Source organism: Vallitalea sediminicola (assembly GCF_054408565.1).
Window position 1 is genome coordinate 47,180 of sequence record NZ_BTPT01000001.1, and the last position, 26,710, is coordinate 73,889.

Annotated in this window: 23 protein-coding genes, 2 pseudogenes and 2 riboswitches; of the genes and pseudogenes, 20 read left to right on the top strand and 5 right to left on the bottom strand. The window is 31.2% G+C overall.

Features of this window, described 5'->3' with window-relative positions; translation table 11 throughout:
- Positions 1-84: 84 nt before the first annotated feature.
- Entirely contained in the window at positions 85-696 is a 612-nt protein-coding gene (locus ACX6CF_RS00190) for a sugar O-acetyltransferase (RefSeq protein ID WP_458783270.1), read from the bottom strand.
- Between the two features lie 102 nt (positions 697-798).
- Here ACX6CF_RS00190 and ACX6CF_RS00195 point away from each other — a divergent pair, with 102 nt between their 5' ends.
- The 6 genes and pseudogenes from ACX6CF_RS00195 to ACX6CF_RS00220 form a co-directional block, all read left to right on the top strand.
- Entirely contained in the window at positions 799-1,488 is a 690-nt protein-coding gene (locus ACX6CF_RS00195) for a response regulator transcription factor (RefSeq protein WP_458783271.1), read from the top strand.
- Positions 1,485-2,555: a sensor histidine kinase gene (locus ACX6CF_RS00200; protein ID WP_458783272.1), complete on the top strand. Its 1,071-nt coding sequence runs from the start codon at positions 1,485-1,487 to the stop codon at positions 2,553-2,555. The genes ACX6CF_RS00195 and ACX6CF_RS00200 overlap by 4 nt, the downstream gene beginning before the upstream one ends.
- 119 nt (positions 2,556-2,674) lie before the next feature.
- Positions 2,675-3,343, top strand: coding sequence for an ABC transporter ATP-binding protein (locus tag ACX6CF_RS00205; RefSeq protein WP_458783273.1), 669 nt, complete (start codon positions 2,675-2,677; stop codon positions 3,341-3,343).
- Between the two features lie 4 nt (positions 3,344-3,347).
- Positions 3,348-5,720 carry an ABC transporter permease gene (locus ACX6CF_RS00210; RefSeq protein WP_458783274.1) on the top strand — a complete coding sequence of 791 codons (2,373 nt, stop codon included), beginning with the start codon at positions 3,348-3,350 and terminating at the stop codon, positions 5,718-5,720.
- A gap of 413 nt (positions 5,721-6,133) precedes the next feature.
- Positions 6,134-6,475: pseudogene (locus ACX6CF_RS00215) on the top strand (P-II family nitrogen regulator); the annotation flags it as partial.
- A 32-nt stretch (positions 6,476-6,507) separates the two neighbouring features.
- Positions 6,508-7,725 (top strand): annotated as a pseudogene (locus ACX6CF_RS00220) (ammonium transporter); the annotation flags it as partial.
- A 119-nt stretch (positions 7,726-7,844) separates the two neighbouring features.
- Here the strand turns inward: ACX6CF_RS00220 and ACX6CF_RS00225 are convergent.
- Genes ACX6CF_RS00225 through ACX6CF_RS00235 form a run of 3 tightly spaced genes read right to left on the bottom strand, consistent with a single transcriptional unit; the run spans position 7,845 to position 10,757 of the window.
- Positions 7,845-8,660 carry an ABC transporter ATP-binding protein gene (locus ACX6CF_RS00225; RefSeq protein WP_458783275.1) on the bottom strand — a complete coding sequence of 272 codons (816 nt, stop codon included), beginning with the start codon at positions 8,658-8,660 and terminating at the stop codon, positions 7,845-7,847.
- Positions 8,647-9,657 carry a FecCD family ABC transporter permease gene (locus ACX6CF_RS00230; protein ID WP_458783276.1) on the bottom strand — a complete coding sequence of 337 codons (1,011 nt, stop codon included), beginning with the start codon at positions 9,655-9,657 and terminating at the stop codon, positions 8,647-8,649. The genes ACX6CF_RS00225 and ACX6CF_RS00230 overlap by 14 nt, the downstream gene beginning before the upstream one ends.
- Positions 9,657-10,757, bottom strand: a complete 1,101-nt coding sequence (locus tag ACX6CF_RS00235) for an ABC transporter substrate-binding protein (RefSeq protein WP_458783277.1) — start codon at positions 10,755-10,757, stop codon at positions 9,657-9,659. Before ACX6CF_RS00235 ends, ACX6CF_RS00230 begins: the two co-directional genes overlap by 1 nt.
- A 190-nt stretch (positions 10,758-10,947) precedes the next feature.
- A riboswitch (cobalamin riboswitch) is annotated at positions 10,948-11,154 on the bottom strand.
- A 129-nt stretch (positions 11,155-11,283) separates the two neighbouring features.
- Positions 11,284-11,431: riboswitch (cobalamin riboswitch) on the top strand.
- A gap of 135 nt (positions 11,432-11,566) precedes the next feature.
- On the opposite strand from ACX6CF_RS00235, the gene ACX6CF_RS00240 reads away from it, so the two are divergent.
- From ACX6CF_RS00240 to ACX6CF_RS00305, 14 genes are all read left to right on the top strand, one after another.
- Positions 11,567-12,346 carry a sirohydrochlorin cobaltochelatase gene (locus ACX6CF_RS00240; protein ID WP_458783278.1) on the top strand — a complete coding sequence of 260 codons (780 nt, stop codon included), beginning with the start codon at positions 11,567-11,569 and terminating at the stop codon, positions 12,344-12,346.
- Positions 12,343-13,716: a cobyrinate a,c-diamide synthase gene (locus ACX6CF_RS00245; protein WP_458783279.1), complete on the top strand. Its 1,374-nt coding sequence runs from the start codon at positions 12,343-12,345 to the stop codon at positions 13,714-13,716. The genes ACX6CF_RS00240 and ACX6CF_RS00245 overlap by 4 nt, the downstream gene beginning before the upstream one ends.
- Before the next feature lie 3 nt (positions 13,717-13,719).
- Complete coding sequence (locus ACX6CF_RS00250) at positions 13,720-14,364, top strand: precorrin-8X methylmutase (protein WP_458783280.1); 645 nt, start codon at positions 13,720-13,722, stop codon at positions 14,362-14,364.
- On the top strand, positions 14,351-15,472 hold the full coding sequence (gene cbiD, locus ACX6CF_RS00255) for a cobalt-precorrin-5B (C(1))-methyltransferase CbiD (RefSeq protein WP_458783281.1): 1,122 nt from the start codon (positions 14,351-14,353) through the stop codon (positions 15,470-15,472). Before ACX6CF_RS00250 ends, cbiD begins: the two co-directional genes overlap by 14 nt.
- On the top strand, positions 15,465-16,088 hold the full coding sequence (cbiE, locus tag ACX6CF_RS00260; protein WP_458783282.1) for a precorrin-6y C5,15-methyltransferase (decarboxylating) subunit CbiE: 624 nt from the start codon (positions 15,465-15,467) through the stop codon (positions 16,086-16,088). The genes cbiD and cbiE overlap by 8 nt, the downstream gene beginning before the upstream one ends.
- Positions 16,078-16,659 (top strand): precorrin-6Y C5,15-methyltransferase (decarboxylating) subunit CbiT, encoded by a 582-nt coding sequence (gene cbiT, locus ACX6CF_RS00265; RefSeq protein WP_458783283.1) that lies wholly within the window; start codon positions 16,078-16,080, stop codon positions 16,657-16,659. Before cbiE ends, cbiT begins: the two co-directional genes overlap by 11 nt.
- 97 nt (positions 16,660-16,756) lie before the next feature.
- Positions 16,757-17,524 (top strand): precorrin-4 C(11)-methyltransferase, encoded by a 768-nt coding sequence (gene cobM / locus ACX6CF_RS00270; protein ID WP_458783284.1) that lies wholly within the window; start codon positions 16,757-16,759, stop codon positions 17,522-17,524.
- A 1-nt stretch (position 17,525) separates the two neighbouring features.
- On the top strand, positions 17,526-18,266 hold the full coding sequence (gene cobJ / locus ACX6CF_RS00275; protein ID WP_458783285.1) for a precorrin-3B C(17)-methyltransferase: 741 nt from the start codon (positions 17,526-17,528) through the stop codon (positions 18,264-18,266).
- Positions 18,263-19,033, top strand: coding sequence for a precorrin-6A reductase (cobK, locus tag ACX6CF_RS00280; protein WP_458783286.1), 771 nt, complete (start codon positions 18,263-18,265; stop codon positions 19,031-19,033). The genes cobJ and cobK overlap by 4 nt, the downstream gene beginning before the upstream one ends.
- Before the next feature lie 74 nt (positions 19,034-19,107).
- Positions 19,108-20,154: a cobalt-precorrin 5A hydrolase gene (cbiG, locus tag ACX6CF_RS00285; RefSeq protein ID WP_458783287.1), complete on the top strand. Its 1,047-nt coding sequence runs from the start codon at positions 19,108-19,110 to the stop codon at positions 20,152-20,154.
- Positions 20,154-20,696: a cob(I)yrinic acid a,c-diamide adenosyltransferase gene (locus ACX6CF_RS00290; protein WP_458783288.1), complete on the top strand. Its 543-nt coding sequence runs from the start codon at positions 20,154-20,156 to the stop codon at positions 20,694-20,696. Before cbiG ends, ACX6CF_RS00290 begins: the two co-directional genes overlap by 1 nt.
- Before the next feature lie 162 nt (positions 20,697-20,858).
- Positions 20,859-21,470 (top strand): class I SAM-dependent methyltransferase, encoded by a 612-nt coding sequence (locus ACX6CF_RS00295; protein ID WP_458783289.1) that lies wholly within the window; start codon positions 20,859-20,861, stop codon positions 21,468-21,470.
- A 331-nt stretch (positions 21,471-21,801) separates the two neighbouring features.
- The gene (locus ACX6CF_RS00300) at positions 21,802-24,291 is read left to right on the top strand and encodes an outer membrane protein assembly factor BamB family protein (protein ID WP_458783290.1); all 2,490 of its coding nucleotides are present in this window, start codon (positions 21,802-21,804) and stop codon (positions 24,289-24,291) included.
- Between the two features lie 14 nt (positions 24,292-24,305).
- Positions 24,306-25,511, top strand: a complete 1,206-nt coding sequence (locus tag ACX6CF_RS00305; protein WP_458783291.1) for a vWA domain-containing protein — start codon at positions 24,306-24,308, stop codon at positions 25,509-25,511.
- Between the two features lie 70 nt (positions 25,512-25,581).
- Here the strand turns inward: ACX6CF_RS00305 and ACX6CF_RS00310 are convergent, their stop codons facing one another.
- The gene (locus ACX6CF_RS00310) at positions 25,582-26,709 is read right to left on the bottom strand and encodes a DHHW family protein (protein ID WP_458783292.1); all 1,128 of its coding nucleotides are present in this window, start codon (positions 26,707-26,709) and stop codon (positions 25,582-25,584) included.
- Position 26,710 lies beyond the last annotated feature (1 nt).

Consider the following 26,710-nt stretch of genomic DNA (forward strand, 5'->3'; position numbering starts at 1 on the left):
TTGCTTTTCTTAATTTGTCCTTATAGGATTTTCCTTTGTGTTACTTTTTTTGTTTTGCCTTAATAAACGTACATCATAATTTTTCTATTTGTAATCATCAACGTCAAAAACTCTATCTTTATAATAGTATTTACGGTCAGATTCTGTTATTTCACGAATTACTTTACAAGGGTTTCCTACTGCAATCATGTTATCTGGAATATCTTTTGTAACAACACTGCCAGAACCGATTACTACGTTGTTGCCGATATTTACACCAGGATTTATAACTACGTTGCCACCAATCCAGACGTTATCTCCAATAGTTACCCCTATACCATATTCATAGCCAGAATTACGAGAATCTGGGTGAATGGGATGTCCTGCGGTATAGACAGCTACATTAGGAGCGAACATTACATTCTTACCAATTTTTATTTTACCAACATCCAGCATTATACAATTATAATTGGCAAAAAAGTTTTCGCCTACTTCAATATTTTTACCATAATCACAACGAAAGGGTTGTTCAATAAAAACGTTTTCTCCTGATTTTCCAAGTATGCTTTTAATAATATCTTTCATCTCTTCTGTTTTATCTGGAGATAAATTATTATATGAGTAGATTTTTTTCTTGTTTTCCATTCTTTCTTCTTCTAAACCATCTAACCATGCTTTATATGGTAGTTCAGCCAGCATTCTTTCTTTTTGAGTCATTCAATTCACCTCTATTAATATAATTATTCTATTTAAACTTTTTTCAGTATATCATATTAAGGTCCTTAATTCTATGTTAAAATGTTGTGGGAGGAGATTGAATTGAAAAAAATAATGTTAGTGGAAGATGATAATTCTTTAGCTTATGGAATACATATTGCCTTAAAATCCAATAACTATAACGTTATAATAAGTAAAACTATATCTGATGGAAAGAAAATGGTTTCAAATGAATTATTTGATTTAGTTATATTGGATATAGATTTACCAGATGGTTCAGGATATGAGCTATGTAAGTTTATACGAAATAGAAGTGATGTGCCGATAATATTTCTTACTGGTTTAAACGAAGAAATTAATGTAGTCACAGGTCTTGATATGGGAGCAGATGATTATATTACAAAACCTTTCAAATTAAGTGTTTTAATCTCCAGAATGAATGCTATTTTTAGAAGGATTGATAAGAAATCTTATACTAGATTCATATCTGGTGATATTCAATTTTATCTGAATGAAGCTAGATTAACTAAGAATAATGAAGATATCTCTATATCCATCACAGAATACAAATTATTAAAGCTGCTTATGGAAAATGCTCTAACTATTATTACAAAAGAACAGATTCTAAGTAACGTATGGGATGTCAATGAAAACTATGTAGATGAAAATACTATTGCAGTCAATATAAAACGTATACGATCCAAGATTGAAGAAGATAGAACTAAACCAAAATACATTAAGACCATAAGAGGTTTGGGTTATACATGGGATTTAAGGTGTGATAAGCGATGAAAAGTTTTTTGAGTGATAATAATATAAAAAAATATATATTGGATTTAATAGGAGTCTATACAGTTATTATTTTATTAATTGCTGGGATAGATATCCTTAATGTCTATAAGGAATTTGAAGTCCTGAATACATACAAATATGTAATAGTTAAATTCTTAGTTCTTTTATTAATCATAATGAGTTCCCTGATTGGATACAAAATTATTAAGTACATATATGATAGATTAAACAGTATTGACAAGAATATAACTCTAGCCATGAATGGTAATTACAATAGTGACAAGGATAAATATAATGTACCAAAATATAGTGAGGGAACATTATATAGAATTGATTATCAGCTAGATAAGTTAATAAGTAAATCATACAATAATAATGAAAATCTGATAGATGAAAAAAAGAAATTAAATATGTTGGTAACAGAGATTACCCATCAATTGAAAACTCCTGTTGCTGCCATAAAATTATTTAATTCACTTCTAGATAAGGATAACATTGAAGATACAGAAAAATACAATATAATATCTAAAATGAATGACGAGATAAATAGAGTTCAATGGTTCGTTAGTTCTCTAACGGAAATATCCAAATTAGAAACAGGTCTAATCCAATTGGACATAAAAGAAAACGATATTAACAAAACAATTACACATGCTGTCAATTCAATATATATATCAGCAAGACAGAAAAATATTGAAATCAGTATGAGAAAAAATAGTAATAAATATTTTTATTATGATTCAAAATGGACAAAAGAAGCCATAGTTAATATTCTGGACAATGCTGTGAAATATACTGATATGAATGGAACTATTACTATTGAATGTGTGAATACGGTAATGAGTAATAAAATAAGAATAACAGATACAGGCAGAGGGATTAATGAAGAAGATATACCTTTTATATTTGACCGATTCTATAAATGTAATAAAACTGGGTTGGATGAAGGTATTGGCGTGGGATTATATCTAGCAAAAGAAATAATGAAGAGCCAAGATGGTAGCATAAAAGTTTATTCCAAGATAGGTAGTGGAACTACATTTGAGTTAATATTCTACAATGATTAATATGACAGTTTTGTCATAATACTTGTAAGTGAACTGACAGAATACCACTGTATAATAAAATCTAAGTAAAAATACTTTTAACAGTAAAACTAAAAAGAAAATAGGAGGTATTTTTTTAAATGCTTAAAACAAAACAACTGAAAAAATATTTTACCGGAAAAGAATATACAGTAAAAGCTGTTGATGACATCAATCTAGTTGTTGATAAAGGGGAATTTGTTGCAATAGTTGGTGCGTCTGGTTCAGGTAAAACAACGCTTCTTAATCTTATAGGAGGTCTTGAACAGCCTACAGAAGGTAAAGTTCTAATTGATAACACAGATATATTTAATTTGAATGAAACCAAGAGGACTATTTTTCGAAGAAGAAAAATAGGATTCGTTTTTCAGAGTTATAATCTTATACCTATTATTAACGCATGGGACAATATTATATTACCAATCGAATTAGATGGTAGAGAAGTTGATGAAAAATACATAACCGATTTAATGAAAACACTGAAAATATATGACCGTAGGGAACATCTGCCCAATGCTTTGTCAGGAGGTCAAAAGCAGAGGGTAGCAATAGCAAGAGCACTAGCATCCAATCCGTCTATCATCTTGGCTGATGAACCTACAGGGAATCTTGATTCAGAAAATAGTGAAGAAGTGTTGCATTTACTCAAAAAAACAGTAAAGTTATATAATCAGACATTACTATTAATAACACATGATGAAAAAATAGATCAAGAAGCTGATAGAATAGTCAAACTAAAGGATGGAAAAATCGTAGAGGAGAGAAGGTGATAATATGAGATGCATTAAAAAATTATCAAAAGCATATTTATCATCATCAAAACTACGGAGAAGATTAGTTATATGGTCTATAGTATTATCGACTATTCTAGTATTATCAATCGGTAATTTATATGTTGGACGTATTATAAGGAATACCATGCATTATGAAGAGAAGATGGCTACATATGACGGATATTTTACTAATGTGACCCAGAGACAAATAGACGAAGTCAAGGATAATGAAAATGTAATTAATTATTCGTTGAAAACAGTATTGACTAAAATAGCTGATTTCAATAATAGAAGATTTTATTTGGAAAATGCTGATGCAGAGTATATGGATAGGTTTGATTATAAGATCGAAGAAGGGGCATATCCTAACAGAGAAAATGAAATAGCACTAACAAGAAGTGTTATAGAAGGGCAAGACTTTATCATAGGAGACCACATTACTCTTAATCTAATAAATAATGATAAATCAGTAGAATCAAAAGAATTCATTTTAACGGGAATAGTGAATGACAGAGTCTATGACAAAAATAAAAATACAGGTTTTATAAGTAAAGAATATATAGATAATGTAAATCAGGATGAAGTAGCTAGTGTTATATTTGCTTCTGTAAAGAAAACATTTGATAAAACTACTCTATTTAATGAAATCGCTAAAACATCAGGTATAGATAAAGAAAATGTAAGGTATAGATATGGTATGCAAAATTCAATTGAATATATCTTAGTTGTTTTATTGGTTGTTATACTAAGCATTATTACCATAAGTAATATTTTTTCTTATGCATTAATTGAAAGGGTCAATACAATAGGGTTATTAAAAGCTGTTGGTATGACTAACAAACAATTACGAAAGTTATTCACAAAAGAGGGGATTTATTATTATATAAATGGTGCATTCATTGGTATTGTCATAGGTACCTTATTTAATAGTTTTAGTCTTAACAGTCAATATAAAAGCTCTTATGAAGACAAACTTACTTTTATTGAATATATTAAAACATATGTTTCAATAGCTTTTAGGGATAATCTATACTTAAGTCTATTAGTAATTACATTACTGCTAGAAGCAGTGGGGGTTTGGTTAGCATTGAAACTACCTAGTAGGAAAGTTAAAAAGATGTCAATAGTTGATTCGATTCATTTTATTGATAAGATAAAGATAAAAAGAATCAAAATGAAAAAAAGAAAATTTAAGGAACCTGCTTTAAAACTAGCTTATGTCAATCTTAATAACAATCGTTTTAAAACAGTCTTGTCAGTTCTAACTATCAGTATTAATGTTGTTCTGTTTTTATATTTTACTCATTTCTTTTCTTATGCTTATTCAGACCTTATGGTAACAAGAGGTTTGGTAGGAGATATACAAATATCAGGCATAGATTATGATGATATGTTATATATTGATGGAATTGAAGGTATAGAAAGTAAGAATATAGAAGTTAAAGGAATTGCTAAGACGCCTGTTGAAGAAATAGAAATTGATAAGAATTATACAGAAAAAATTGAGGAATTACAGAAATATAAAAATAATAATGAGGATGCGGATATTAATCTATATAGTTACAATGATAATATGTTGGAATGTAGATATAAGTTTATGAAGACACCATATACTCTTGAAGAATTGAAGACTATGAAAAATTGGTGTATTGTTTTTGATGTATTCGATGAATATGATTATGGTATAGGAGATACTTTTATTATCAATAATCAAGAGATTAAAGTAGTAGGAGAAATAAGTTTATATCATTACACTAAATACATTACTCCACCATTGTTAGTTAGTAAACAGTTTGTTGATAGTAACTTTACTGAAGAAGAATTGGATTATTCTCGAGTTGGCTTGAATATTGAAGAGAATAGATATGATAAGGTTAAGCATAAAATAGTAGAAAAATTTCAATATGACGAAGAGGTTTACATAACTTATGTTGATAAGGAATTAAGAAAATTATATCAAAATAAAGCAAATGCTTTTGTAATGATTAACGCATTTATTGGTATGATAGCTATGATAAGTTTATGTATGTTAGTTAATATCATGTATACATCTATCGTAAATAGGAAAAGGGAATTCGGTATGTTAAGAGCTATTGGAATGACTAAGAAACAATTTAATAAATATCTTGTTTTTGAAGGTAATATATTAATATCTTTTATTACTATAATAAGTATTCCAGCAGGATATTTTATAACAAAATTGTCTTTTGATAATTTTGTAAGCATTCCTGAAAATAGTGAATTTATATTTGAATTTCCTTATTGGTGTTTAATAATAATCCCTGTATACTATATTATTATTAGGCTGATAATTAAAATGAGTTTGAAACGCATGGATAAAGAAAGTGTAGTTGATTTAATAAGATGTATTTAACTAACTATCAAAGAATACATAACGGGACAAGAATTTAACATAATATTATGTTAAATGAATGAGCGGCAGTGATGAAAACCATAAAAACTATAAAAATATATTTATGGGAACTATAATAACGATAAATACATACATATAAATAAATTAAATGAAGGACACTAAATAAAAAGTTGCATAAATCCATAAAAATGTGTTGACATATTTTCAAATTCGTATATAATGAATATATAAATATTGAACAGAAGTTACATGATAATCTTTTATTAATAAACACCTATTAAATACAATGATGTATTTTATTTTGTAGACAATGTGGTCTATATACTCTATCAAGAGTATGTAGGCTTTTTTCGTGTTTTAAAAAAGATTAGCGTAACCTATGTTCTACTAAAAGAAGGAGGTTAATAATGAGTAAAATAACCAAAATCGATATTATTACTCGCCCGAGTAAAGTAGAGGAATTAAAAGAAGCATTCAATGAAATAGGTATTACGGGTATGACATTTTCACATGTATTAGGATGTGGGCAGCAAAAAGGTAAAACAAAATATTATAGAGGAAATGAATATAGCATTGATTTACTACCAAAATCAAAAATAGAAGTAGTGGTTTGCGAAGTTCCAGTAGAAGTAGTTGTTGAAACAGCGCAAGAGGTACTTAGAACAGGTGAAATAGGAGACGGTAAGATCTTTATATATCCAGTAGAAAATGTAATCAAGGTTCGTACTGGAGAAGAAGGTGTAGAAGCTTTATAAAGTTAATATAAAAAAATAGGAGTGAAATTATTATGGAAGAAATCAAGTTTATATTAGATAACATGTGGATTTTAATAGCTACAACATTAGTATTTTTTATGCAAGCAGGATTTGCAATGGTTGAAACAGGTTTTACAAGAGCTAAAAATGCGGGAAACATAATAATGAAGAATTTAATGGACTTTGCAATTGGTTCAATAATGTTTTGGGTAATTGGATATGGATTGATGTACGGAAAATCGATAGGAGGATTAATTGGAACTCCTGATTTACTATTTCTTAATAATACTGATTATACAGCGCTTATATTTCAAACAGTTTTTTGTGCTACTGCGGCTACCATAGTATCAGGCGCAATGGCAGAAAGAACCAAGTTTATATCCTACTTGATATATAGTTTCTTCATATCAGTAATAATATATCCAGTAGCTGGACATTGGATATGGGGTGGAGGATGGTTGAGTCAACTTGGCTTCCACGATTTTGCAGGTTCAACTGTTGTTCACTCAGTTGGAGGATGGTGTGCCTTAGTAGGAGCTTCTATTCTTGGACCACGTATAGGGAAGTATACAAAAGATGGAAAATCAAAAGCTATACCAGGACATAGTTTGACACTAGGGGCATTAGGGGTATTCATACTTTGGTTTGGATGGTTTGGTTTTAACCCAGGTTCTCAGTTGGCAGCTTCGTCTGGAGCAGATATAGCATCAATATCAAAAATATTCGTTACAACAAACTTAGCAGCGGCAATTTCTGCTATTGTTACAATGATAGTTACATGGGTTAGATACAAAAAGCCAGATGTTTCAATGACCTTAAATGGTGCATTAGCAGGACTTGTTGCAATTACTGCTGGATGTGCAGTGGTTACTCCTGTGGGAGCTGTCATGATAGGTATTATTTCAGGTGTGACCATAATATTTGGTATAGAATTTATTGATAAAATATTGAAAATAGATGATCCAGTTGGAGCTATTGGTGTACATGGAATATCTGGAGCATTGGGAACTATCTGTGTTGGTTTATTCTCAGCAGATGCAGAAGTAGGATTAGGTCTATTCTATGGTGGAGGTTTTAGACAATTAGGTGTTCAGGCATTAGGAGTAATCACCGTAGCAGCTTGGGTAATAGCAATAGCATTTATCATCTTCAAAGCAGTTGATTTGACTATAGGATTAAGAGTAAATAAAAGAGAAGAGAACATAGGATTAGATATAGAAGAACATGGTATTGAGAGTTATGCTGATTTTGAGATAAAAGTGATGTAATATGTTAATATATCTATTAAGCAAGAAGGGACTGCCGTATAAAAATATTATAGGCTTTAGGAAGAGTGATTTTGTATGGCTAGAGTACAGCCCCTTCTGCTTTAACCAGATATATTTTTAAGAGGATTTTTCTTATATTTATTAGTATTCATCATAGGAATGAAGAATGGGCAATCATTATAATCATCCATTAATATTCTAACATCAAGGTTAAAAACATCATGTAAGATTTCCTTAGTAATTATACTCTTAGGATCACCTTGCTTATATATGTCTCCATCCTTGATGACAATTATTTTATCAGAATATCTAGCAGCTTGATTCAGGTCATGTAGAACCATGACAATAGTTAACTTCATTGTATGATTAAGCTTTCTAACCAATTCCAATACTTCAAATTGATGACTGATATCAAGATATGTTGTGGGTTCATCCAATAGAAGAATATTGGGTTTTTGACATAGTGCCATAGCAATCCATGCCCTTTGACGTTCTCCACCAGATAGAGTGGTAACTTGTCTATCTTTTAGATGTTCCATTTTAGTCAGCTCTATTGCCCAGTTAATAATATCAATGTCTTCTTTATGAAGTTTGGCAGTCCAATCAAGATGTGGATATCTTCCATAACTAACTAGGTCAAAGACTGTAAAATCATCAGGTGCAGTAGGAGATTGAGGTAATATGGACATTTCTTTTGCTAATAACTTAGTATCCATCTGAAAAATTGAATTCCCATTAAGGTATACATCACCATATTTAGGTTTTAGATTTCTTGATAATGCTTTTAATAGGGTTGATTTGCCGCAACCATTTGTACCTATCAAGGTATTTATGGAACCTTTTTTTATGTTCAAGGAAAGGTTATCGATTATATTGTTTTTGCCATAATTAATTGTCACTGAATTAGTTCTTAACACGATTTTTCAAGCCGCCTCTCAATAGGAATATAAAAAATGGTGCGCCAAGCATTGACATAACAATACCTACAGGTATTTCTACAGGGTCCATAACTATTCTTGCGATTGTATCACAAAACATCATCAAAGATGCTCCCAGTAAAGCACTTGCAGGAAATAGATATCTATAGTCAGAACCGATTATAAGTCTTGTTATATGAGGTACAATCAATCCAACAAATCCTAACAATCCAACATTACTTGCTGAGCTGGCTGCTAGTAGTGAAGCTAAAGCAATAAAAATTTTTCTTACTCTCTCAATTTTCAGTCCTAGTCCTGTGGCTATTTCGTCACCAAGCATTAATATATTCAATTTCTTAGATAATAAGAAAGCTACAATTAATCCAAATAGTGCATAAGGCCATAATGCATAGAAATCTTTCCAAGTCTTAGCGGCTAAACTACCTACCATAAAACCTAATGCATTTTGCACTCTGTCAGGATAGAAGATTAGGATTGTATTAATCCAAGCTCCTAAAAATGATGATACAGCAATACCTGCTAATATCATTCTAAGTGGCTTAATACCATTCTTCCAAGAAAGTATGTATATTAACATAGTAGTAAATAATGCAAAAGCAAAAGCAATTGGTGTAACAAGATAATCATAATCAGGAAAGACAACTAGGATGAAAACAGCACCTAATCCCGCTCCAGAAGAAACACCAATAGTATTAGGTGAAGCTAGGGGGTTTCTCATTACCCCCTGTAACATGCCTCCAGCCAAAGACAAACATATACCAACAGTTCCAGCTACAAGTGACCTTGGAACTCTTACTTTCCATATAATATTTCTATTGACTCCTGTTTCATCAATAAATATAGCTTTTAATATTTCTGGAACTGATATCTTAAAAGCACCTAAACTAATACTAAAAAGAAATGATATGAAAGTAACAATTAGCAAAATGATTAGTATGGTAATCTTATAAGAATGTCTGTTTTTTAATTCGTTCATTATTTAAATACCTGAGGATATAATATTTTAGCTAAATATTCAAATGCTTCAGGATATTTTGCATTTGGTTTGTAATGGAATAATTCTGGTGGAAGATAATGTACATTACCTTCTTTTATTGCTGTAAGTGTAGCCCATGCTTCATTTGATTCTAAGTCATCTTTTATACGAGTCTTAACTTTTTCAAGATCCCCCATAGGAACAACTAATATTACATCAGGGTCTTTTTCAAGGATTTTTTCCAAACTAAAATCTACTTTTGAACTATTTTCAACTGGTGAATCAGTAATAATATTGTTAGCTCCAAGCATTTCTAACATATTTCCTACTAGACCTGTAGAAAGTTCTGCTTTTACATATTTTGAAGAACCAAATAAAATAAATACATTAGGCTGTTCTTCTTTTTTTGCTTTTTCACAGATTTTATTTACATTTTCCTGTAGAGCTTTTACTTCTGAATCATAAATATCATCTCTACCAGTAATCTTTGTAAATAATCTTAATGTATCATTAAATCTACTGTAAGGATTATTACTAACATCAACATATGCATATTCTATGTTATTGCTTTTTAGTATATCTTCCATTTCTACGTGTTGGCTTCTAGTTGAGCTTAAGATAACTAAGTCAGGTTCTAGAGATAATATTTTTTCAACACTAGGTGCGTTTACTTTTCCCACTTGTTCAATATCCTTAGCAGCTTCTGGAACATTAGTTTTACCACTTACTCTAGCAATGGCTTCTCCACCTGCTAGATACCAGATATCTAGAATAGAATTCATAAGAACAACAACTTTTTTTGGATTCTTAGTAATTGTTTGTTCATCACCTAATGGGTTCAAATATGTAATAGTTGTATCAGTATCTTCGACTATGAATTCGGGTAATGCCTGTGAATCTTCAGTTGCAGAATCTTTTTCTGAATCATCACTAGATGTAGCTGTATCTTTTTCAACATCTTTATCTTCATCAGTAGTTTTCTCAGTGTTATCTGGAGTAACAGTAGTTTTTGATGAATCCTGCTGTTTAGAACATCCACTAAATGAAGTAACGGTCAAAATAAAGATTAATAAAATGGCGATACGTTTCATGTTTTTCATTATTAAAGTCCTCCTAGAAATTCTTTTATTAAGGTATCATTGAATTTTAATCTAATAGTCTTTTAAGGAGTGATATAAATAAAAAAACCTACAACTAATCGTTGTAAGTTATATTAACAAATTAAATAAGTTTATCATATGTAAAATTATTAATTAATTAATGTAATCGTATCTTCTCACCCGAAGTTAGTTACATGGATTATTAAAGGCAGGTTTCCTGACTCGTAGTTCAATTTACTCTCTTAATCTTCCCAGTTTCCCAGTGATATATCTAAGATTTCATCCCTACTTACAGTAGCGGGGGCTGTAGAGGATTCACACCTCATTCCCTATTATCTTATAATGGTAAATTTTGTTGGTTTAACATTATAAAAGCACCTTCAAAGAACTATTAAATTTTAAAGAAATAGTATCATAGTTTTATGGTAATGTCAATGTGATATGGATAGCATTACATTATTAATGTTTCATTGACATAGGGCTTTATATGATTTATTATAAGATTAAATTAATTAACGATTAAATAGAAATATATATGTTTGAGGATAATTCTTATTAATTCTCAAAGGGAATCAGGTTAGAATCCTGAACGGTCACGCCACTGTGTAAATAATTTCCTTTTATATTAAGGAAGTTATTATAGTCAGAGTACCTATTTTAATCCTAATACACTTACGTATTATTTTGCGTAAAAACTTTGCGAGGGACAGAGGGTGTAACTATTTATTATTCATTAATAAATAATGTATATCATACTCTTATCTCGTTGTAGGTAAGAGTTTTTTATTATATATAAGGAGGCAGTTATTATGGAAAAGAAAAAAGCGATATTAGTTGTAAGTTTTGGAAGTAGTTATGAAAGTGCAAGAAGAGAACAGATAGAACCTATAGAAAAATTGATAGAGACTACATACACTGATTATAAGGTAGTACGTGCATTTACATCTAACATAATAATAAGAAAGTTAAAAGAAAAAAATATATTAATAGATACACCAAAGGAAGCATTAAAACGATTGATTGAAGAAGGTTTTGAACACATCATTGTACAACCAACCCATATAATACCAGGTTTTGAGTATGATAAGATAAAAACAATAGTTAATATAATGAATCATAATAAAAATGTACATATTACTCTTTCATGCCCTTTGCTATATCATAAAAATGATTATAAAGAAGTTATAGAAGCATTGAAAACTTATATCCCTAGTGTAGATACTAATGAAGCTGTTGTATTGCTAGGGCATGGTACTGAACATTATGCTAATACAAGCTATTATTATTTACAATATCTTCTAGAAAATGAACAGTTACCAATATTGATAGGAACTATAGAAGATGGAATTGAATCAATTATCAAGAGATTGAAAAAAGGAAAATACAGTAAAGCAGTTCTTATGCCATTTTTGGTAGTTGCAGGAGATCATGCCCACAATGATATGGCAGGAGACGAAGAAGATTCATGGAAAAATGTACTAATTGCTAATGATATAGAAGTTAGAACAATAACTAAAGGATTAGGTGGTAACCAAGCAATTAGAAAAATTTATCTTAATCACCTAAAGGAAGCAGTGAATAATCAATGATGACGGAAAAACCTAGATTAATTATATCAGCTCCAAATAGCGGAACGGGTAAAACGACTCTTACAATAGCGTTAATGGCCGCATTATGTAAAAGAGGATTAAAAGTACAACCATATAAAGTAGGACCTGATTACATAGACACGGGATTCCATGAAAGTGTAACTGGTAGACCCAGTATTAACATAGATGGATGGCTTTTGAAAGACCAGATGAACAGATATCTATTTGATAAATATAATCAAGATGCAGACATAAGTATCATTGAAGGTGTCATGGGATTATATGATGGTTATGGCAGTGAGCCTATGATTGGTAGTACAGCGCATATATCCAAGATACTGAAATCCCCTGTTATATTGGTGATGAATGTAAAGGGAATGTCAACCAGTGCTGCGGCAATAGTTCATGGAATGAAAACTTTTAGAGATATCTCGATAAAAGGCGTAATAATTAATCTTCCCATGTCAGAAAGACATTATGAAATATTAAAAGAAACTATTGAAATCAATACGGATGTTCCAGTAATAGGATATCTACCAAAACTAGATGAAGTGAAACTGGAAAGCAGACATCTAGGACTTATTCAAAGTAGTGAAATAAGGGATATGAATGCAAAGATTCATAAACTCGCAGATACTATCACTGATACTGTAGATATTGATAAGTTGATTGAGATAGCTGGGAATGCAGAACCATTAGAAGAGCCTGATAGAGTTAAAACCAATAATCAATTTGATGTACATATTGCTGTAGCAAAAGATAAAGCATTCTCATTTCATTACAATGAAAATATAGAAATATTAATAGAATTAGGAGCTCATATTCATTACTTTAGTCCTCTACGAGATAAATCATTACCTGATAAATGTGATGGGATATATCTAGCAGGTGGTTACCCTGAAGTATTTGCCAAGGAACTGTCAAATAATACTAGTCTGATGGAAGATATTAGGAAAAAAGCCGATGAAGATATTCCTATATATGCAGAGTGCGGAGGGTATATGTATCTTCATGAGACTATTACCAATCTGGAAAATGAAACATATGAAATGGTTGGAATATATAAGGGTGGAGCATATATGAAAAAAAGACTCCAGAATTTTGGGTATGTTTCGGTAAAAGCAGATAAGGATACTCCTATATTCAATGAGAATACAGTATTCAGAGCACATGAATTTCACAGGTCAATAGTAGATAGAACTAAGGAACCTACATATATAACAGGATCAAAAAGAGATAAAACATGGCAGTGTGGGAAGTTATATAAAAACGTATATGGGATGTATCCACATATCTATTTCCCAGCTGAACTTAATATACCAGAAAAATTTCTTAAGACAGCGTTAACAATAAAAGACAAAAGGAGATAAGTAATGCATGATTTCATAGCTAATCCAAGAAAAATAGAAGAAGAAAGTTTTAGGATCATATATGAGAGTATGAAAAATACAGATCTTGCACCATTAAGATTGAGTATTATGCAAAGAGTTATTCATACTACTACAGATTTCATTTATGAAGATATATTATTATTCAAAGAACAAGTAGAAAATATTATATTAGACGCTTTTGAAAAAGGGTGTACAATCATTACTGATACACAGATGATAAAAGCGGGTATCAGCAAAAAGCTTACAGAGCAATTAGGTATAAAAATAGAATGTCTAGTAGGTTCAGAAGAAGCTTATAAGATTTCAAAAGAACAAGGTATCACACGGTCAATGGCAGCAGTTGACTTAGCGCTTAAGATACCAGGAGATAAAGTATTTGCTGTAGGTAATGCTCCAACTGCATTATTTCGTCTTATAGATCAAAATAATAAAAATAAAGTTGATACGGTAAAAGCAGTAATTGGTGTGCCGGTAGGATTTGTTGGAGCAGCCGAATCTAAAGATGCTCTATGGGATGAAGATATTCCATCTATAATAACAAAAGGAAGAAAAGGTGGAAGTACTATTGTAGTAGCAATAATTAACGCTGTATTAAGAGAAGCGGTGAAAAAAGTTGTCAAACAGTAGATATGTTTACAAAGGGTGCAAAAAATTAAGGACAGGCTATACAACAGGTTCTTGTGCTGCAGCTGCAACGAAAGCGGCTGCTTATATGCTTAAAAATCAAACTTTCGTAAAATCAGTTAAGATTGATACACCAAAAGGATGGGAATTAAATCTTGATGTACATAGATGCGAATATGATGATAAAAAAGCATCATGCTGTATAATAAAAGATTCTGGTGATGATCCAGACATCACTAATGGTGTTGAAGTATTCGCAGAAGTAATTTTAAGGGAAGATGATAAGATCAATATAACTGGAGGTAAGGGAGTCGGCAGAGTTACCAAAGAAGGTTTACAGATACCAGTTAATCACTATGCAATTAATCCTACACCTCTTAGAATGATAAGAGAATCAATAGGTTCTATTTTTGAAGAAAATATTGGAGTTGATGTTATTATCAGTATTCCTAAGGGAGAAGAATTAGCTAAGAAAACATTCAATCCCAAATTAGGAATTATTGGAGGCTTATCTGTACTTGGAACAACAGGTATAGTAGAACCTATGTCAGAAGATGCTTTAAAAGAGACCATAGCCCTTGAATTGAAGATAGCTCACAAGAAAAACAATAAATATGTAATATTAGTTCCAGGTAATATTGGAGAGAAACTATTTATCAAGTACTCAGGTATAAAAAACATCTCTATCGTCAAGATGAGTAATTATCTAGGTTTTGCACTAGAGAAATGTGCACAGCTAGGTTTTGGAAAAATATTAATTGCAGGTCATATTGGAAAATTAATTAAACCAGCTGGGGGTATATATTATACTCACAATAGAGTCAGTTCTACAAGATTGGAAATATTGGCTGCCTACTTAGGTATTATGGGGATGAAGCAAGAAGGTCTAATAAGTATAATGAATTGTACAACTACTGATGAAGCGGCTAAGATTATTAAGAAGACAGGTATGGAAGAAGTTTTTACAGTATTAGCTAACAAAGCAGCTACTAATTGTGAAGGGTATATTTATGATAATTTAGATATAGGTATACTATATTTTAACATGACGGAGCTATTAGCGATAAGTGATAAAGTTCAATCTATTATAGGAGAGATTAAGCATGAATAAAATAGATGTGGTTGGTATTGGTCCTGGGAATAGAGATTATATTCTTCCCATAGCTTATAGAAGCATTGAACAATGTGATGTAATAGTTGGAGGAAAGAGAAATCTAGAGATTTTTGCTTCCTATAATAAAGAAGTATATACATATAATTCTAATCTTCAAGGTATGTGTGATTATATAATAGATAACAAGAATAAGAAAAAGATAGCTGTCATTGTTTCAGGTGATACAGGATTCTACAGTTTGTTAGATTATCTACAGAATAAGATAGGTAAGGAATATATTAATGTAATACCAGGAATAAGTTCTTATCAATATCTATTTAGCAGAATAGGAAAGAGTTATAAGGACTATGGATTATATAGTTTGCATGGAAGAGAAATCAAATGGATGAATATTCTAAAAGATAGGAAAGGTATATTTTTGTTAACTGACAAGAAAAATTCTCCAAGTTGTATTGCTGGACAATTAATAGATGCAGGAGTTAGAAATGTTACAATGATTGTGGGAGAGAATCTTTCATATGATGATGAAAAGATTACTATTGATATTCCAGAGAATATTATGAAACAGGAATTTTCAGTGTTGAGTGTGGTGGTGATTGAAAATGAAGAATAATAAAAAGTATATGTTTGGTATTCCAGATGAAGAATTCATTAGAGATAAAGTACCAATGACAAAATCAGAGGTAAGAGCCATAACTGTATCAAAGCTCAGACTTAATTCTACATCTCATGTTCTGGATATTGGTTGTGGTACAGGCAGTATAACTGTTGAGTGTGGTTTGATATGTAGTGAAGGTGAAGTTACTGCTATTGATCAAAAAACAGAAGCTGTCAAGTTGACAGAGAAGAATGTTAAGAAATTTGGACTTGAGAATGCCCAGATAGTTGAAGGATCAGCACCAAAGGATATACCTAGGAAATATTATGACAGTATTTTTCTAGGAGGTGGGAGCAGGAAGATTGATGATATTATTGATTTTGTTCTGGACCATCTTAAGTCAGGTGGAACTTTTGTTGCTAATACTATATTGTTAGATAGTACATATAAGATTCTTAGAGCTTTAGAGGATAGATTTATAGATATTGATGTTGCATTGGTTCAGGTGGCAAAAGGGCATCGATTAGGTGGATGGATGATGAAAGCTAATAATCCGATTTATGTTATTTCGGCTAAGTTGCCGTAGGTGAGTATATATATACTCACCTACTCGGATACTGCAAATATTAGTAATATAAATAAGAAGAATAAATTAAATAAATAAAAATAAAGGAGTATGCATTATGATTTTATTCGTAGGAGCAGGACCAGGAGATGTTGAGTTAATTACGGTTAAGGGGATGAAGGCTTTACAAGAGGCTGATTGTGTTATATATGCAGGCTCTTTGGTGAATCCTAAGTTGATTGATACTTATTGTAAGGAAGACGTTATTATTCATAATAGTGCCAAGATGGATTTGGATGAGGTTATCCAAGTAATGGTAGAGATGGAAAAGGACAATAAGAAGGTTGTTAGACTGCATACAGGTGACCCATCCATATATGGAGCTATTAGAGAGCAGATGGATAGATTGATTGAACATAAGATTGAGTTTGATGTGATACCAGGGGTTAGTTCTTTTGTGGCTGCGGCTTCTAGATTAAAAGAGGAATTCACATTGCCAGATGTTTCCCAGACGATTATTATCACTAGATTACCAGGCAGAACGGGTCATGGTGAAGGTGGACAGTTGGAAGAGTTGGCTAAGCATAGGGCTTCAATGGCTATATTTTTATCAGTTCAATCAATTGGTGAAGTAATAGGGAAATTAAGAAAGAGTTATGATGCAAAAACTCCTGTTGCAGTAGTCTATAAAGCTACTTGGGATGATGAAAAAATAGTTAGAGGAACTCTTGAAGATATTGAGAAGAAGGTTGAAGAAGCATCTATTACTAGATTTGCTCAGATTCTAATTGGTGATTTTATGTCAGATAAATATTCACTATCAAAGCTATACGATAAAGGTTTTAGTCATATGTATAGATCAGCAACCAGTAGTGAGGAGAGATAAGATGAAAGGGCAGATTTTTGTTATTGGTATTGGACCGGGACAATTAGAGAATATGACAGTAAAGGCAGTAGAAGTTATTAAGTCCTGTGATGTTATTGCAGGATATAAAGTATATGTAGAACAAGTAAAAGATCTGTTAGATGATAAAAAAGTCATAAGCAAAGGTATGGGTAAAGAAATTGACCGTTGTGAAATGGCTATAGAAGAGGCGGTGCAAGGTAAGACCGTAGGTATAGTTTGTAGTGGTGATGGTGGATTATACGGTATGGCTGGATTATTAATAGAGCTTGTACATATTAAAAGACTGGAAAATGATATAGATGTGGAAGTAGTATCTGGTGTGACAGCGGCTATATCTTGTGGAGCATTACTGGGAGCGCCTATTGTAGAAGATTTTTGTACAATAAGTCTTAGTGATTACATGACACCTTATGAAAAAATATTAAAAAGGGTTGAGCTAGCATCAAAAGCAGATTTTGTCATAGCACTATATAATCCTAGAAGTTCCAAGAGACAAGAGTATCTAGATGAAGCATTAAGTATTATAAGAAAAGAGAGAGACGATAATACCCCAGTTGGTATTGTAAGAATGGCTTATAGAGAAGAACAAGAGATTACTAGAACTGATTTAGCCCATATTAATACAAAAGAAGTAGATATGTTCTGTACTATTATCATCGGTAATAAGCAGACAAAATGGATAAACGAATTTATGGTTACATCAAGAGGGTATAATATATGATTCTGATCTTAGGTGGAACAAGTGATAGTATTATGATTGCAAATATGATTATGAGATTTTCAGATAATCTAATTTTAAGTACGGCTACTGAATACGGAAAAGAAGTTGCAAGTAAAAGATTTGATGGTACTATTATCCATGGTAAAATGGATGATGTTAAATTAAGTAAATACTGTATGGATAGAGGTATAAGGATGGTTATTGATGCAACTCACCCATATGCTAAACAAGTATCAGAGAATGCAATAAAAACATGTAAAGATATAAATATTGAATATATTCGCTATGAGCGACCTTTAATAGAAAAAGATGAAGAAAAATATATTTATTGCTATTCTTACGAAGAAGCAGGAAAGATTATTGATGGATTACAAGGCAATGCATTGATAACTACTGGAAGTAAAGATATTGAACATATCTTACACGAGATTAAAGATAAATACAGAGCATATATAAGAGTGTTACCACAATCTGGTAATTTAGAAAGATTAGAAAGACTTTATGTATTGCCTGACCAGATTATTGCTATGAAAGGACCTTTTTCAAAAGAACTGAATGTAGCAATAATGAATAGTATTGATTGCAAAATAATGGTGACAAAAGAAAGCGGCAGTAGGGGCATGATACAAGAAAAACTCCAAGCGGCAGATGAATGCAATGTAAAAGTAATTGTCATAGGTAGACCTAAAATAGATTATCCAAAAGTATTTTCTGTTACGGATGACATGATTGAATATATTAAAGAAAAAGCCTATGGAAATAAATAAACTGAAGTAATTATAATAATTCCTGATAATAGATATAGTAACTGATGATTCTTTATAAGAAAGGTGGTAATATATTGAAGGTTGCATTAATAACACTTACTCATGGTGGTTTACAACTTGCAGAGAAGTTAAGGAAATATAATTCACAGATAGATGTTTTTACCCATAGAAAAAGCCAGTATGACTATGTGAAACTCATTGAATTACCACTAAGAAATAATATCAAACAATTGATGGATGACTATGATATGTTAGTATTCATCATGGCAACAGGTATAGTAGTTAGACTAATAGCACCGTACATAAAACACAAATCCATAGACCCAGGGGTTATTGTTATAGATGAACAAGGGGATTATGTTATCAGCCTTCTATCAGGGCATCTTGGAGGTGCTAATGAATATACTAGAAAACTTGCGGAGTTTTTACAAGCTCATCCTGTAATAACAACAGCTTCTGACGTCAATAATACCATGGCTGTTGATATATTAGCTATGAAATTAAATTGTTATATTGACGATTTTGAAGATGCCAAGATTGTAACATCTCATATTGTTAATGGAGATAATATCGGTATAATCAGTAACAGAGATATTAATATGGATTTACCAAATCAATTTATAACAATACACAATGATAAGATCATTCAAAGTATAGACAAGTATAATATAAAAGGTCTGATAGTTATAGATTCCAATAAGATTCTGGTAAACATTCCAATAGCGTATCTTCATAAAAAAGACATTATACTTGGCATAGGGTGTAAAAGAGGTAAAACAAGAGATGAGATTACTAAGGAATTGATGCCACTACTTCATAAAAAAGATATTAATATTAACCGTATATCTAGAATATCAACTGTAGAAGTTAAGAAAGATGAAATTGGTATAATTGAATTAGCAAGAACCCTAAAAATCCCTATGGACATTATATCCCTTGACAGTATAAGAGAAATTCAGAATCTATTTGACGGATCAGATTTTGTAGAGAAAACAATTGGAGTTACATGTGTTAGTGAACCTTGTGGATATCTATCTTCTAATCAAGGTGAATGTATTTTAAATAAAGTGAAAGCTAATGGTATAACTATATCATTATGGAAGGATAAGGAGGAAATATAATGAGCATTAATCAAAAGGGTGTTGTACTGTGTTATACAGGTAATGGAAAAGGTAAAAGTACTGCTTCGTTCGGCTTGGCAATCCGTTCAGTAGGTCATGGTAAGAAAGTATGCATTATTCAATTTATAAAATCACCAGATATAATGATAGGTGAACGAGAAGTATTTAATAAACTAGGCGTTGAAATGTACCAAATGGGTAAAGGGTTCACTAATATCAAAGACATTGATGAACATAAAAAAGGTATTGAAGAAGCATGGATATTAGCAAAAGAAAAAATCAACAGTGGAGAATATGACCTTGTTGTCTTGGATGAAATAAATAATGTATTTGCTATTACTAGATTCCCTATAGAAGATGTTTTATCGGTAGAAGATTGTATTGATGTATTAGGAAATCGACCTGATAGAACTAATGTTGTAATAACAGGAAGAAATGCACCACAAAAACTAATGGATGCTGTAGATTTAGTTACAGTTTGTGAGGAAAGAAAACATTATTATAATGAAGGCAGAAAAGCTGCAAAAGGAATAGAATTTTAGTCATTATTTAACTTATAAGATTCATATAGAGTAAAACTTTCCATATATATTATACCATAAAATCAAATTTATTTATAGTCTACCAATTTATGGTTTAATGATATATCATTATATAGCAAGGGAATAATAATATAATTATATCAGAAAAATGGAGGATTCTATATGTTTATATGTAAACAAACACAGTTATACAGATTTTTGAACCATTGTAATGACTTGGATATGGAAAAAAGTGTTTTGGATTGTGGAGCTGGAGGAAATTATCCGCCCTTAGCCATATTTTTAGAGTGTGGTTACAAGACATATGGAATTGAATATAGTGATTCCCAGATTAAGAAGGCAGAAAGTTTTTCAAGAGAACATGATATCAATCTTAATATTACTAAAGGGGATATTAGAGAACTTCCTTTTGGTGATAATTCCATCAGCTATATTTATTCCTATAATACTATTTTTCATTTGAATAAAAAGGATATCGCAAAAGGTATATCAGAAATAAAAAGAGTACTAAAACCAGGTGGTATCTGTTTTGTCAACTTCCTTTCAATAAATGATGGTGAGTATGGAAAAGGAATTGAAATTGGAGAGGGAGAATTTTTACAAGGTGAAGGCAATGGAGAAGTAATACATACATACTATGAAATTGATGAAGGGGATATACACTTCAAAGACATGAACATTCTGGTTAAAGAAAACAGGATCTTAGAGAGAATATACCAAGGTGAAAAAATAAAGCAAGGATTCATAGATTATATAGTTCAAAAGAACATATAGATAGTTCTAGAATGAAGCTGTTTTGTAATACATTTTTTATGGCATATAAAAGATTATTATAAAACAGTCTTTTTATTAGTTGAGTACCTTTTTGAAATATAGACAAATTAAAGTTAAAAAAATCTTAAAATTTAGTTCGAAAGTTAAAAAATATGGATTATTATGATATAATTAATTATTAATATTATTCAATATTTTTATCGCAATTCCAATGATTCCAATATTCTACCTAATCTACACTTAAAAAAGACCCTTTTATTGACAGTATGAAGATATTATTTATATCTGTAAAGTTAGTGATAATACAATAAAAATTATAAGGAGGAATATGATGAAAGAACGTCATGAAATACGCAAGAATGAACAAGTTACTGTTGGACGTTTCTTTAGTTTTAAAACTTTACTAAAAGATGATAAAAGGATTGATTTGTCAAGATCGTATGGAGCTGAGAGGTCAAGTGAAAAGTTTCTTTCAGCAGGTTATAGTTGTAAACTAACCTCAGGTAGCATAGTAGCATCGGGAAGACTAAACACCATTGAATTTGATATACCTAAGTCCTATTGTAATAATGTGCTAGTATTCTTTAGTTTATATGCCAATGAAATACCAAATAGTAATAATTTTGTAGTAGGTATTGAATTTGATGGACAACCAGCACTGATTCAGTTAGTTGATTTAACTGAATGTGATAAATGGCTAAATCAAAAATCAGCTAGTTTTCCTATTCCAACAGGAGCAGAGAAAGCTAGGATTTTCCTAGAATTACCTCCAGTATATCGGGCAAGTAACAGTGCTTATATTGATAATCTAGGTATTTATTTTGACGAACCTTATGTAGACAAACCCAAGCAATATGCCATATTCTCAGATACTGATGGAGCGATAACTGCTCATAACATAGAAAATGGAGAAGAGGATTGGACCTTCAAAACAGATAATGGATTTTTAACATCAAAACCAGTTGTAGTAGATAAGGTTGTTTATTTTGGTGATGGAAATACTACATGCTGTTTATATGCACTCTATGCAGATTCGGGAAAAGTCAAATGGAAATATACAATGGAAGGTAGTATAGATGCAACGCCTGAAGTATTTGATTCAAAAGTATATATCTCAACATCAAAAGGATTTCTATTTGCAATAGATAAGGAAACAGGCAAAAAAATTGAATCTTATGATATATTACATTTACAATCTACTAAGGCTATGAAAATATATTCTAATGTTCTATCAGATAATATTATCTATCTAACAAGTGATAAAGGTTTTTATGCTTTTGATATTGTAACAAAAAAAGTAATCTCAAGTTTTGACTTGAATTATCCAGTAAAAGGAGTTCCGGCTGTACTTAATTATGTTGCTTACTATGGCGATGTTGAAGGTTCAATCTATGCTATGGATATTATAAATAACCAATGCCGATGGAGAAAAACTTTTGATATGCCAATCCATTCATCACCACAGATATATGGGAACTATCTTTTAGTAGGATGTGACAATGGTTCTCTATACGTATTAAGATTAGAAGATGGAGAAGTAGAAAGTGAATGCTCTATCAAGGGGCATCCCGTAAGAAGTTATACAATTGCCAGTGACCAATTATATGTAGCATTCAACAATATTGATGCAGATATTTATGCATTCAATATAAGAAAAGATATGCCTTCGTCTATGCTGGATAAAGATATGACTAATCATACAGGGATTGAATTCAAATCAAAAGATGGAACTAACCCATTTGAATTTTCTTGGAAATATAATGTTACTAATGGTGTAGAAAGAGATCCTATGATCATAGGAAATCGAGTATGTTTTGCCGCTAGTGATGGATTCTGTTACTGTCTTGATAAAGATGATGGAAGTATCATATGGAAGGATATTGTTACCACACCAAATTTTACAAGTCCAGTACTCGCTCCATTAAATAAGCACCTATGTGTGTCACGACGATATGACCAGTATTGTTATCTTATGTCTCATAATTCCTTTGCCTACTTTTTAGATGGTTGGTGGCTTGGAAATCAAGAACTTACATTGACAGAGCAGCTTGATTATGGAGTTAGGGGTTTGATGCTTGATATATACAAAGAAAAGATAAATGGTGTAGATCAGATTGTAATGTATCATGGAACTAAATGGTCTAGTTACAGCTGGTTGTTTCTTGAAGATGCAATGCGTGAAATTGGCATTTGGTTAAAAAATAATCCTTCAGAAGTTGTAACAATCCAATTTGAGAATAGAGTATTTGATCCTAAGTTAGTTGATAAGGCTTTTAATGATTCAGGAGTATGTAAAATGATATTCTATGCAGATAAAGTCAACACAGGACCATCAGGTCATTCATGGGAACCGGTACTCAAAAAAGGTTGGCCAAGTATAGGATGGATGGTTGAAAACAACAAACGTCTTGTAGTTTTTGCAGAGAAAAAAGGTGATGGGCTACCATATGTATGGGATTATACTGTAGAGACAAAATATGGTGAAGATAGTCTTAAGGGTAATTATGATGAAAGAGATGAATCTGCTGGTATTCCATTAAGTAAGAATCGTTCTCTATATACAGTAAATAGTTTTCCAACACTCTGGTACTTGAATATTCCTAAGTTACGTACATATAAATCTATTAACAGCTTTAACACTCTTATAGCAAGATGTAATACATGTAAATTCAATCCTAGATTTTTTAAAGATGAGAAATTAGGATGGGAACATCACTTACCCAACTTTTTAGCTGTGGATTTTGTAACACGAGGTGCAGATGGAGGACCACTTAGAGCAGTAGAGGAAATAAATAAATATTGGGAAGAAAAGATTAAATAATTAGGAGGAATTTTATGTCTAGTGTAAGTATAGCGTCACTTATTGATCAATCATATACTATGAAAAGTTATAATTATCTTGAACCTGCTAAGACAGATGCAGCAACTTTTATTACAATTATGAAAGAAGCAGATCAAATTGGGGTTGTAGCTTTTTCTACAAGGAGTAGAGTATTATATCCACTGTCAACTATACAATCAGACCATAAAACCATATACGATGCCATAAATGAAATAAAGAAGATACAACCACTTAATATGACTAATATAAAAGAAGCTATATCTCAAGGTCATGACATGCTTAATAATGCAGGAAACCCTAATAGAGCTATGATACTTTTATCAGATGGGTTGTGGAATGAAGGAGGAAATCCCCTTATAGGATTACCTGCAGATATTCCTATCTATACAATTGCTCTAGGAGATAGGGGGCAATGTGACTTTTTACAGGAAGTAGCAAGAAAAACTAATGGACAGTACCATTTTAGCCCGGATGCATTTGAACTTGCTGAGATTTATAATCAGATAGCGGACGATGCAAATGTAGCTACGACAGCGATAAATCAAAAACAACAAATAGATTCATATAGATTCACAACATTGCCTTTATATGTTCCAAGTGGTTCTGATCATGTAAGTCTTGCTGTAAATTGGCTTGATGAATCAGTTACTTATACAACAGGTTCACCAGGAGAAAATCAAATCAATATATTATTAAGAGACCCGGATGGACAAAAAATAGTAATGCCTCCTACTTTTATAGGAAATGGTTTCGTTACATTTCATCTCCATGATCCAAAACCAGGTCAATGGACTACAGGATGTTGGTGTGGAAATATGAAGCAAAATGTTTTTAAAGGAACTGTGGGTGCTTTTGAACCTAATAGTAGTATTACACTTAACTGTAAAGTGGCAAATACAGATATGAATTGTGGAGATTACCTAGATATAAATACCGCTTTGGAAAGTAGTAAAGATGAAATTGGTAATGTGATAATAAAAACAACTTTGGAATCACCAGTTAATTCAAAAGATGTTAATGTATTTGCTCGTAAACAAGATCCTGTACATGCTCAATATTCAAAAAAAGGTATAGAGCATGAACCAATGAAACTTGATATATCAGGTAACCATACTATCAGAGTTGATGTAGAAGGAACTATTTTAAGCAGTAATACAAAATTCACAAGAACAAGGAGATTAAGTGTTAATGTGAAGTAAGACCTAATAAAATAAAGTACCTATAGGATATGAAATTACATAATGTCTGCCTATAGGTACTTTTGTATTACTATTGTAGTTTCCTGAATACAGTATCATCAGAAAAACTCATTATACCGTATAGAAATAAAACGTCTGTGATGTCATTTTCTTCTATGTACTCATCTATATCACCATTGAAATATCTCAAATCAATCATACATATTTTCTCAAATTGATCCATGATTAATGGAACGAAACAATTAGCATAGGAATCTTTGATTACAAGTAAGTTCTTGTTACTCGCTTTTTCGTGGATAATCTTTAATTCTGCGTGATTTCCTCCAAAAAAAACTTGATATTGGTCTTTTTCATCTAGCTTATCATAGTTGAAAACACTGTCACCAGTTGTTTTTGAGAAATTATAATAAACTGTGTATGGATTTTGCTGCTTACTTTTTAATATATTTATATTGTCATAAATACCATCCAAAAGGATTTTTGAATAAAGGGTTCCTCTAAATGATGTAGTGACATCCTCATTATTCCAGGATTCATAAGGTTCATATTCTTTCCCATTACTATTACAATAATCAACATATGCATAATATGCGCCAAGACTTGTCCAGTGATGGTCTGTTTTATAATATATATATTCATTACTATGATTGCTAAGGGTTTTGGTAATATTAATATATTTGCATGATGTTATCGTATCATTGATATCATCAAAAACTTTCTGCTGGTCAAATTGAGGTGCATTTAATGGTAGTTTACCTTTCATAATCAATCCAGAAGTTGGGACTACCATTAAGTTGATATTTAAGTCATTGTATTTTTCGGAGAAAGAATTAATGATTTCAATATTCTTATTTAATTGAGTGTAGTTAAAATCTTTGTCCAAGTGTTTTTCTATAAGGTAGTTATCTTTTCCTAGATAAACACCATTGATGTCTTTTCTAGGAAGTAATTGTTCTATGTTTGATTTTGCAACAATCCATTTTTCTCGCATAATGAATTGATCATCTATGTATTTTTCAATATCCTTGGTATATTTTCCAGACAACAATTTTTCAACTGAAAACTTTGGGCTGGTACTAAGATACCTATTTTCGTTCTCAGAAAATTTCTTGTCAGGTGTGATTACATTAGCAATCATTATGCCAAAGATTATAATTATAAAAATTATTCCAAGTATAGCATTATGTATTGATTTCACT